14 protein-coding genes are annotated in these 9,182 nt (G+C 49.7%); 7 read left to right on the top strand and 7 right to left on the bottom strand.

Annotated elements, in window-relative coordinates:
* Positions 1-110: 110 nt before the first annotated feature.
* The 6 genes from AC5JO6_RS18255 to AC5JO6_RS18230 all read left to right on the top strand — a co-directional run bounded on the left by AC5JO6_RS18255 (position 111) and on the right by AC5JO6_RS18230 (position 3,788).
* Positions 111-854 (top strand): class I SAM-dependent methyltransferase, encoded by a 744-nt coding sequence (locus tag AC5JO6_RS18255; protein ID WP_496082494.1) that lies wholly within the window; start codon positions 111-113, stop codon positions 852-854.
* Positions 855-1,241: 387 nt separating this feature from the next.
* Positions 1,242-1,415 carry a hypothetical protein gene (locus tag AC5JO6_RS18250; RefSeq protein ID WP_496082493.1) on the top strand — a complete coding sequence of 58 codons (174 nt, stop codon included), beginning with the start codon at positions 1,242-1,244 and terminating at the stop codon, positions 1,413-1,415.
* Between the two features lie 321 nt (positions 1,416-1,736).
* The gene (locus AC5JO6_RS18245) at positions 1,737-2,648 is read left to right on the top strand and encodes a hypothetical protein (RefSeq protein ID WP_496082492.1); all 912 of its coding nucleotides are present in this window, start codon (positions 1,737-1,739) and stop codon (positions 2,646-2,648) included.
* Between the two features lie 322 nt (positions 2,649-2,970).
* Positions 2,971-3,207, top strand: a complete 237-nt coding sequence (locus AC5JO6_RS18240) for a type II toxin-antitoxin system HicB family antitoxin (protein WP_496082491.1) — start codon at positions 2,971-2,973, stop codon at positions 3,205-3,207.
* Between the two features lie 66 nt (positions 3,208-3,273).
* A complete protein-coding gene (locus tag AC5JO6_RS18235) occupies positions 3,274-3,471 on the top strand; it encodes a DUF2281 domain-containing protein (protein WP_496082490.1) in 198 nt (65 codons plus the stop codon).
* Entirely contained in the window at positions 3,456-3,788 is a 333-nt protein-coding gene (locus AC5JO6_RS18230; RefSeq protein ID WP_496082489.1) for a type II toxin-antitoxin system PemK/MazF family toxin, read from the top strand. The genes AC5JO6_RS18235 and AC5JO6_RS18230 overlap by 16 nt, the downstream gene beginning before the upstream one ends.
* Before the next feature lie 61 nt (positions 3,789-3,849).
* Here AC5JO6_RS18230 and AC5JO6_RS18225 read toward each other — a convergent pair whose 3' ends face one another.
* The 7 genes from AC5JO6_RS18225 to AC5JO6_RS18195 all read right to left on the bottom strand — a co-directional run bounded on the left by AC5JO6_RS18225 (position 3,850) and on the right by AC5JO6_RS18195 (position 8,105).
* Positions 3,850-4,314: a hypothetical protein gene (locus AC5JO6_RS18225; protein WP_496082488.1), complete on the bottom strand. Its 465-nt coding sequence runs from the start codon at positions 4,312-4,314 to the stop codon at positions 3,850-3,852.
* A gap of 101 nt (positions 4,315-4,415) precedes the next feature.
* On the bottom strand, positions 4,416-4,667 hold the full coding sequence (locus tag AC5JO6_RS18220; RefSeq protein WP_496082487.1) for a DUF4926 domain-containing protein: 252 nt from the start codon (positions 4,665-4,667) through the stop codon (positions 4,416-4,418).
* Entirely contained in the window at positions 4,657-4,998 is a 342-nt protein-coding gene (locus tag AC5JO6_RS18215) for a DUF6883 domain-containing protein (RefSeq protein ID WP_496082486.1), read from the bottom strand. The genes AC5JO6_RS18220 and AC5JO6_RS18215 overlap by 11 nt, the downstream gene beginning before the upstream one ends.
* A 13-nt stretch (positions 4,999-5,011) precedes the next feature.
* Positions 5,012-6,040, bottom strand: a complete 1,029-nt coding sequence (locus AC5JO6_RS18210) for an S-layer homology domain-containing protein (RefSeq protein WP_496082485.1) — start codon at positions 6,038-6,040, stop codon at positions 5,012-5,014.
* Positions 6,041-6,172: 132 nt separating this feature from the next.
* Entirely contained in the window at positions 6,173-6,310 is a 138-nt protein-coding gene (locus AC5JO6_RS18205) for a hypothetical protein (RefSeq protein ID WP_496082484.1), read from the bottom strand.
* 12 nt (positions 6,311-6,322) lie between these two features.
* Entirely contained in the window at positions 6,323-7,111 is a 789-nt protein-coding gene (locus AC5JO6_RS18200) for an RDD family protein (protein ID WP_496082483.1), read from the bottom strand.
* Positions 7,112-7,118: 7 nt separating this feature from the next.
* Positions 7,119-8,105, bottom strand: coding sequence for a DUF975 domain-containing protein (locus AC5JO6_RS18195; RefSeq protein WP_496082482.1), 987 nt, complete (start codon positions 8,103-8,105; stop codon positions 7,119-7,121).
* A gap of 85 nt (positions 8,106-8,190) precedes the next feature.
* On the opposite strand from AC5JO6_RS18195, the gene AC5JO6_RS18190 reads away from it, so the two are divergent.
* Positions 8,191-9,182, top strand: a 992-nt coding sequence (locus AC5JO6_RS18190; RefSeq protein ID WP_496082481.1) for a stage II sporulation protein M, incomplete at its 3' end; no start/stop codon positions are given.

Here is a 9,182-nt window from a genome sequence, read left to right as displayed (position 1 = left end):
AAATTAGCGGTCAGCTATCAGCTACCAGCCATCAGCAATGGATTCAAGCTGAATGCTGACGGCTGAACGCTGACCGCTTTAAAACTGTTGTTAGAGGAACAAACCTGAGCATGGCAAAAAAGCAGAAGTCGGAATCCCAGGAAGCGTTCTCTAGCAACAGTTACTTTAGTGAACTCAGCCCATCGCAAGACTGGCAGAGCCAAATTGCAGCCGTTACTCTACGCTTCAATCGCGAGTATCGGGGGGAAGCGTTCGACCTGCCAGAAGAAGTAGAAGCGATGCCGATCTTTCGCGATCGCGCCTCTGGTGCTCTTCAGTCAAAGCTTGCGTCGCCCTTCTGGGAGCTTGCCCAGCCGAAGAAAAACCAGCATTGCCTGGATCTTGGTTGCGGGGTGAGCTTTTTGATTTACCCCTGGCGCGACTGGGAAGCGCTGTTCTATGGGCAGGAGATTAGCCACGCTGCCCGCGACAGTTTGAATGCGCGTGGACCGCAACTGAACTCGAAGCTGTTTAAAGGCGTGGCGCTAGGAGCCGCGCACCAGTTGGAGTATGAGGCGAACCAGTTTGATCTGGCGATCGCCACGGGCTTTAGCTGCTACTATCCCCTCGACTATTGGGCGGCTGTACTCACAGAAGTCAAACGTGTCTTGAAACCCGGCGGTGTGTTTGTCTTTGATGTACTCGACCCGGAGACACCACTCGCTGAGAATTGGGCAATTCTAGAAATGTACCTGGGCACGGAAGTCTTTCTAGAGCCGATCGCGGATTGGAAGAAGCTCATCCAGTCATCCGGCGGCAAAATCGTGAAGACACTGCCGGGAGAGGTCTTTCAACTATTCAAAGTGCAGTTTTAGTAGGGGGCTAGAAACCGGGTTTCTTTGTGAGCCTCTGCCGTTCCAGTATGCAACCGAGACGGCTAGAAACCGGGTTTCTTGGCGAGCCTCTGCCGTTAAGCAGGCAGAACGACCAGAAACCCGGTTTCTCTCCAGGCAAGACAATTCCTGTTTTGAGTAAAAACAGTCCTGTTTGAAACAGCAGCATTTCTGTTTCAGATGAGAGCGCTTCTGTTTAAAGTGAGAACGTTCCGACTGAAAGCGAGAGCATTCCTGTTTGAAACCGCATCGTTCCTGTTTCAGATGAGAACGTTCCTGTTTGAAACCGCAGCATTCTTACTTGAAGTGAGATCGTTCCTATTTGAAATGAGAACATTCCTGTTTCAAACAAGAATAGTTCTGTTTTGAGTGAGAACAGTCCCGTTTGAGCAAGGAACGATCGCTCTATTTGCGCGATCGCTCCCTTTTTTAGCCCCACATCAGTCACAGTCAGCCACAAACGTTTCGGTTATTCTGAAAGCATCGGCGGTTTCAGTCATTGGCGGCATTGAGAGCTTGGCATGGTTAAAGTGGCATTGCTAATTGGGGTGAGCGAATTTGCCGATACGGAGCTTACGTCCCTGCCTGCTCCCCTCAGAGATATCAACGCCATGCAAGCGGCACTTATAAGATCCCGAAATGGGCGGGTTTGACGAGGTGCACTTGTTGGAAAATCCAGAGTGGCAACCGATGGCAGAGGCGATCGATGCCCTGTTTCGCGATCGGCAGTAGTAGAGTGAGCATTGCCTATCCTACAAAATCTTCCTCAGAAACGTTTATTCTTCCCTCATTACGGTACTGCCCTTGTACAATCCAAGATGAACGGACTTAATGAAATCGTAAGTGACTCGAAAGGAGAGTTGAATGAACGGACGGGTTAGGAAAGCCACAAGAATACAAGTGCTTATTTCAATTGCATCTGCTGTATTCGGGATTTTAGCTAGCGCAGCCCTTGATAAGATTTTCTCTACATCCTTTCTCAATACTCCTCAGCAGACGATACTAGCCATCCTTCTTTTAGTGGCAGTTCTAATAATCATTGGTTTAGTGGCAATCAGTGTATTCGCACAGCTGAATGAAGAGACAGTTCAGGCAATAGACAAAAAGCAAGAAGCCAATGCGAAAAAAATCGATCAAAAATTAGTAGACATAAGTAACAACCTGGGAGGATTAAAGTGGTCTTTTGTGCAAGACCCTCCACGAAGCGGAGAAGGAAAGATATACTCCTCCTTTTGCGACATAATCGAAAAAGCTGAATTTGAAATACTGTGCTTGTTTGTAAACAGAACAGGGGAACATTCTAAAGCTGATCAAGGGAGAGAAGTTACTACACATATCTATAGAACGGAGAGGGAAAAGTACCTTGAATCAATTGTTAAGAAGCTACAACTCAAAGCCGATGAAAATAAAAAATTTTTCTATAAGAGGATCATTCAATTGCCTGAAGGAAAAAGTGCTTTAATAGATGAGGAACGAGTAGGAATACGCTGGTACGATCATTTCCAAAAAGTTTTGAAAATATTACGGGAGAAACCTGATGCAGGGTATTTGAAGAAGTCAGACTTATTCTTTGAGCAATCGTTTTTAATTGTAGATCGGCGTCATATAATCTTTCCGTTAGATGGGAGAGATCCGACTTATGGAGCTTTCTATGTAGAAGGGGCGCTCATCTTTAATGACCCCAATCAAAAGTTTGTTGACTACCTAATCAATTTCTTCAATCGAGTTGATGCTAATGCATCAATAATCAGTGAGTTACCCGAAAGATGCTCATAACCTTAACACACGAGTAAATAGCAGGTATAGCGTTCCTAAATGATTCATGAAAATGAACCGTACATAAAAACCTTCGGGAAATTGAAGCAGGTAGGGTAGGCACTGCCCACTCTACTTCCTCATGCTCGTATCCTCAAACGCCAAACGATGCGGTTGTCTCCCATCACATCAACAGCCCCAATTGTGTTCATACATTCCCCCCTGCACATAGCGATCGAAACTGGAGTGTTGCCATTGGTGCGGACATGCTACCAAACCATGCTGATCGTCATTGCTCTGTGCTCTTTAGGTACGATACGCTTGATGGATTAATGTGTTTGAAATGAGCGAAGAGCCAGTGAAACAACTCAAGATTGTGATTGAAAAACATTCTGATGGCTATGTTGCTTACCCAGTGGGAATTGTCGGCGCAGTTGTGGGGCAAGGAGATACGTATGAGGCAGCTCTGGCGGATGTGAAGTCTGCGATCGCTTGCTACATCGACATTTTTGGGGAAGAAAACTTAGCAGATACCGCTCCGATCGAAGTGTTCATCGCTGAAGCAGGTATTGGTGTCTAGTGGCAAAGTTTCCAGTCGCCGCCCCAAATGAGTGACTTCTTAAGAGTAGAGCGAGAGAAGGACAGTATGAACATTAAAGAGCAATTACTAAAAGAGATCGAAGAAGCGCCCGGTTCTACATTAAAAGAAGTATTAGACTTCTTACTGTTTGTTCGTGCTAAGGAGCTTCAGCAAGAACAACTAGAGATTAGCCTTCTGAGTGAATCCAGTTTGGCGGAGGAGTGGCTAACGCCTGAAGAGGATGAAGCATGGCAGCATTTGTAAAGGGTGATGTGGTTGTTCTTCCCTTTCCCTTTTCAGATTTAACCAACGCTAAAAAACGACCCGCATTGGTGCTTGCCGAACTGACTAGAAGCGACTTCATCCTTTGCTTGATGACCAGTCAAGCCGCGAACGATGCCTACACAACCCTGATTGAGTCAAGCGACTTTGAAACTGGAAGCCTCAACAAAACCAGCTACGCCAAGTCAAATCGAGTGTTTACAGCCAACGAGCAACTGATTGCCTACAAAGCAGGAAACCTCACCCCAGAAAAAACAAACGAAGTCATCGCCAAGTTGATCGCGATTTTGCAACAGTGACATGAGAGCCTCTAATGTAAGGAATCTGGGCTGTCGTTAGTCACTGTAGGAGATGGGAGTATCACTCGTCTCGACCTTCTTTTCGGATGAGGTAAGCCAGGACTCCATCCAGTCGCTCGGTCATGCCTTTAAGCTGCTCAATGCTTTCAGAATGCTTGGTGATCAATCGCTGCGATTCAAAAATGAAAGACTCTAGCCGCTGGTCAGTGCGTTTTTCAGCTTTAGCCAGTTCTTCAATTTGGGTCGAGACTCGCTGGTTAGTGAGGTTTTGGGCTTCAGCCAGTTGATCCATTTTTACTGTCAGCTGATCGATTTGAAGCTGACTTCGCTGCTGCGTCATCTCCAGGCGATCGAGCCGCTGCTCTGCCTGCCTCTGTGCTCCAATCAGTTGGTCAATCTGCTCTTGAGAATGCTGCTGCATCATCTCCAGCCGATCGAGTCCCCGATGTGCTGACTCCGCGTACCGTGCAGCGCTTCCCAATAGCTCTTTAACGGTCTCAAATTCGTCTCTTGTGATGTTCGTCATAGCAGTTTCCTGGTCAGGCTTTTAGTCTACTGCGTTAAGGATCGTTGTAGCCTGTTGACGGCAGTGATAGTCATACGTTTTGAGCGATCGCGTTTCCTTACTCAACCTTTCACGTCTACGAGCGATCGCACAGTCAAGATTTCATGCGATCGCAATGGTTCGACAGCCGACTGCGGTACTGTAATCACTGCAATAGATTCACCAATCGCATTAAAGACTTCCAGGATGTACCCATTCTCACCACCAGCAGGATGTGGAACGCGGTCAATTAACGTCACCAGATCACCTTTACGCAGTTGATGCTCTGGTAAATCTCGACATAAAGCCACTTGCTGATAAAGTTCAAGATTCACGTCGAGATTCCTTTCGAGGTTTCAGCGTTACGAAATGAAAGCTGCCATCGCTATACCATTGTAGCCAAACAGTAACGACCGCTAAACTTCGCCCATTGATCCCTCGTAATGCACCATCAACCCGATAAAAGATACCGTACTCATTCGTGCCATCTTCTACGGCTTCTGCTGACTGGATCAACAGGGCGATCGCCGATCGTAGAGTTTCTGAGTTTTCCTGCGTAAAGCCTGCTTTCGCTAAAAACTGCGATTTATCGTTTCGTTGCTTGAGTACAAGTAGATAACGAACTAGCTTTTCTTGGGGAATATTCGCATCAGATGGAATCTTCACGATTGCCAACCTCTTAAGGTGAGGCACTTGGCGAAGCGTTCAGCGTCTTCAGTGCCTCTTCAGCCGATTGCCCATCGCCCTGAAAGCCGAAATACCAGAGAGCAGCGGCAGCTTCGGCACGAGTGACTGACTTCTTCGGTTGAAACAGCGTCGTATAGCCAAACGCACGACGGATGTTGGACGAATCACCGTTTTGAAAATCGGCTAACACCGCTCGTAGCGCTCTGGAGTCAATGCGAGGCGCATCTTGAAAGCCCCAGGTTTGCTTAACCGCATCCAAACTCGCAGTTGGCAGCGCTTGACGAGTATCCGCTGGCACTTTCCAAAGTACGAGGTTTTCACGCGTCAGAGGTGCATTCGGACGAAACGTGACGGTGGTACTGTCGCCCGACAACAGACTCGGAATCAGACCCGCTTCCGCCAATCCCTGAATTGCTGGAAAGTCTGGATCGTTACGGGGCACATCCTGATAAGCAGGCACGGTAGTATCTGTGCTCGACCGAATCTGTTTGGCAGGCTGACTCGCATACAACCGATTGTTCGCCGCAACCAGCCAGCGCACATATTCTCGACGCGTAATCACTTTGTTGGGGGCAAACAGGTTGCTTGCGGTCTGAGTCGCTTTGTTGCCGTCAGTGACGGGGGACAGAACGCCCAGCTTTGCCAAATCTGACACGTACTGCTGGAGTTCTTTCGGCGTTTTATTGAGGTCAGAGAAGGCGATCGCCACAGGTACCGTCTGAGGTTGTCTATCATTCGCACTATCTGAAGCCGTTGCGATCGGACTTACATTACCGTCAGAGCTACCTGACGCTCCAACCACCGTGCTGTCCGAAAAATCAGGAATGCTTGCCACGCTGGTTTCAGACGGTGATGCGATCGAAGGCGATGGTGTAGCAGATGGACTCAAAGTGGGTGCAGGCGACTCGCTGACTAGCACTGAAGGCTGCGGCTGTGGGGTGGTAGCGATCGCGGGCGTTGCTGATGGCTCAGGAGAAGCACTCGTTTCCAGCTTGGGATCGGCAGCAAAAGATTTCTGCAATGAATCGCCAAGCGAACTGTTGGCACAACTTCCTAGCGGCAAGAGCAGACACGCCGCTAACAGAAACGAAGTCTTTGAATATCTAAAAGGCAACACAGTATGTCAACAGGCATCAGGGCAGGGGTGCAGTTTCTACATTAGCGTAGATTGTTCGAGGTGGGACGTGGGGGGACTGGGGGCAGGAGGGCAGGGATGAAGGCTAAAGGCTAAAGGCTGAAGGCTAAAAAGCTGACCGCTGACCGCTGACCGCTCAATCCACTCAAAACTCAAAACTCCCTCCCCTCACCCCTCACCCCTCACCTGATACGCTTCGTAGACGGCTTCGAGGAATTGATCGGCGGTAGTGTTGGGCGGAATGGTTTCGAGTCCAATGAGGGTGCGGAGTTGCCGTGCCAGATTCAGGCTGAGATCATTTCTAGCTCTGGCATCCATTGTATGGCGGCGTTGGAGGTAGGTACGCACAACAGCAAAGTCGTCGGGCAACAATTGGTTTAGATCTGCCAGTTTGGGTAGCTCGATCGCCAGTTGCTTTGCTTGATCAGAAATCATCAACGGGGCTTTGCGATCGCCCCGTTGCTCTTGAATGACCAGTGTTCCGGCAGCCCAATCGCCCAACCGTTTCTCTTGCTTGCCCAACAGAATAAAAAAGACACCGATAAAGCAAAAATCGTCGATCAATCGCAGCAGTGAACGTAAGGCAGCTTGAGAGAGACCGATCGGTCTACCATCGTCTCGAATGACGCGAATTTTGGTGAACCGTTTGCCGGGGGTTTGCCCTTGCCAGAGAACCTCAAAGAACGTGAAATAGCCTGCGAAGATGAAAAAGTTGATCAAAAGGGCGATCGCCAACAGCCAGATGGGGGCAGAGGCATAGTTAAACGTGCCTGAGTTGAGATAGCTCAGTAGCCCCAGGCTAAACATGCCCCAAAGAATCCAGAAGCCGAGCAGCACTGCCCCTAGAATTGAGTAATCAAACACCAGCGCCAGTGTACGGTTACCAATGCCTGCCAGCGTAAACTCTAGCTCGACACTTTCTGGTGTTGACAGGGAAACGTGGTTAAAAAAGCGCATGGCGTGGTTACGTCTGAGAGCCGCGATCGCGTAACTGTAGCCCTAACCCCTCGCGCCGACTCCGCAAATCGTAATAAATGACCGCTTTGATGATTTGCCAGAGCGGGAGGACGACGATCGACAGCACAAAGCTCAGCACATAGGTAATTAACAACGAAAGTGCCGTGTAGCTAGCGTCATCGGGTGAGACTCCAGCCGTTCTTATGCCCGCATCGACACCAGTGACTACAACCTGTAGCAGCAGTTGCAACGGCATTGTGACAAGACTTGTGACAAATAAAATGAGCGCAATCCGCCACGCACTGCCTTTAGTCAGCGACCACATGCGCCCGATCGTTTGCGTTGCCGTCACTCCAGGTTCCACTGCCAGCGGCAATTCAAACGACACAAACCGCGCTGCAAACCAGAGCAGAAAGGCAATAAACGCCAGCAATAACCCTAACCCCAGCACTACCAGCAGTGCGATGATGCCCCCATTAGCGGCAAGCGTTTCCGCTGTGGGATTCTGGAAGAGTTGAAAACCGCCAACGCTAGCTATAGCACCCACAACAACGATCGCCAGCAGCAGGTAAAACACAATCACCACAACGGTGTAGATTAAACCCATCAGAAAAGCTGCGCCCAGAAAGCTCCATATCCGCGCCTTAATAAACCGACGGGCATCTTTGAGTAGTTCTGGCTGGTTTGTCAGTTCACCAAACGCCAACCGTGCGATCAGAGCTGAGTTTGCGAGATATTTTGCAAGCGTGTAAAGAAACAGCACGATCAGGGCAGGGATAATTAACCCCAAAGTGGCGTAATAGTTCTGTACTGCTGCGAAAAAGATCACAACAGCGATCGCGGCAACAAACGGCAGCAGGAGCCACAGCGTCCCAAAAAGGGCGATCGTCAAATACTGCTTGGAGTTTTCTCCATACAGCCGAAAGCCAGCACTGACGACATTACCAACGCTGAGCGCTTGAGTAGAACTAGAGGAATTAGATGGCGAAGCCATAGGCTACACTTTGGCTAGTTTGAAGGACAGGTGTTGACGCGATTCTAAACCACGTTTGTTTGCTTTCCGGGAAATATCACAGATTATGAACATACAGCGCTGGATAGCGCGACGGCAGCCTAGTTGGAAAAACCTGGATACCTTGCTGAAGAAAGCAGAGAAGCAAGGGTTAAAGGCGCTTAACGCAAACGAGATTCGGCAGCTTGCCAGCCTGTATCGATCGGTCTCCGCAGATTTGGCACGCGCCCGCACCAATCAGGTAGGCGACCTGATTACACAGGATTTGCAGACGTTAGCAACGCGCGGCTACTCCCAAATCTATCAGGGTTCTCGTCGTCAGGAATGGCAGGCACTTTGGTCGTTCTACCGCTGGGGTTTTCCGGCAGTGGTACAGCGATCGCGGGGCTATATTGCGCTGGCAACAGGTTTATTTATGGTAGCGGGTGTTGTTTCCTGGTGGCTGGCATGGCGTGATCCAGCGTTTTTGGCGTTGGTTGTGCCAGCACCGATGATTGAACAGGTGCGCGATCGCGGCGAACTGTGGATAGGGTCGATCGTCGGCATCGAGCCGTTTGCCTCCAGCAACATCATGATCAACAACATCAAAGTGTCGTTTGCGGCAGTGGCAGGCGGCATGACAGGCGGACTCTTTACAACCTTTGTCATGCTGTTGAATGGCGTTTTAATCGGCAGTGTGGGCACGTTAGTCGGTCAGAATAATCTCGCCTTCCCGTTTTGGGCGTTTGTGTTTCCCCACGGAGCGCTGGAGCTGCCCGCTATTTTTTTGGCGGGTGGTGCAGGCTTTCTGCTTGCCAGAGCGCTGCTGTTTCCAGGGGTTTATCGGCGATCGGAGGCACTCAAGCTTTACGGTGCCCAAGCTGCCCAACTGGTTTACGGCATCATTCCCATGCTGGTCATCGCAGGCATCATCGAAGGCTTTTTTTCACCCAATCCTGCCGTTCCCGATTTGCTTAAATATGTAGTCGGCACCGGGTTGTTTGCAGGGTTGGTTTGGTACTTGGGGCAGGAGGCAGGAGGCAGGAGGCAGGAGGCAGGAGGCAGGAGGCAGGAGGCAGG

This window comes from Tildeniella sp. (assembly GCF_059505325.1).
This window is presented reverse-complemented; position numbering and strand designations above follow the sequence as displayed.

Excerpts from the sequence above, each read along its gene's own strand:
- AC5JO6_RS18195 (WP_496082482.1), bottom strand. The coding sequence starts at position 8,105 with ATGGCTTCGCCATCTAATTCCTCTAGTTCTACTCAAGCGCTCAGCGTT.
- AC5JO6_RS18230 (WP_496082489.1), top strand. The coding sequence starts at position 3,456 with ATGGCAGCATTTGTAAAGGGTGATGTGGTTGTTCTTCCCTTTCCCTTT.
- AC5JO6_RS18235 (WP_496082490.1), top strand. The coding sequence starts at position 3,274 with ATGAACATTAAAGAGCAATTACTAAAAGAGATCGAAGAAGCGCCCGGT.
- AC5JO6_RS18200 (WP_496082483.1), bottom strand. The coding sequence starts at position 7,111 with ATGCGCTTTTTTAACCACGTTTCCCTGTCAACACCAGAAAGTGTCGAG.
- AC5JO6_RS18245 (WP_496082492.1), top strand. The coding sequence starts at position 1,737 with ATGAACGGACGGGTTAGGAAAGCCACAAGAATACAAGTGCTTATTTCA.
- AC5JO6_RS18255 (WP_496082494.1), top strand. The coding sequence starts at position 111 with ATGGCAAAAAAGCAGAAGTCGGAATCCCAGGAAGCGTTCTCTAGCAAC.
- AC5JO6_RS18240 (WP_496082491.1), top strand. The coding sequence starts at position 2,971 with ATGAGCGAAGAGCCAGTGAAACAACTCAAGATTGTGATTGAAAAACAT.
- AC5JO6_RS18225 (WP_496082488.1), bottom strand. The coding sequence starts at position 4,314 with ATGACGAACATCACAAGAGACGAATTTGAGACCGTTAAAGAGCTATTG.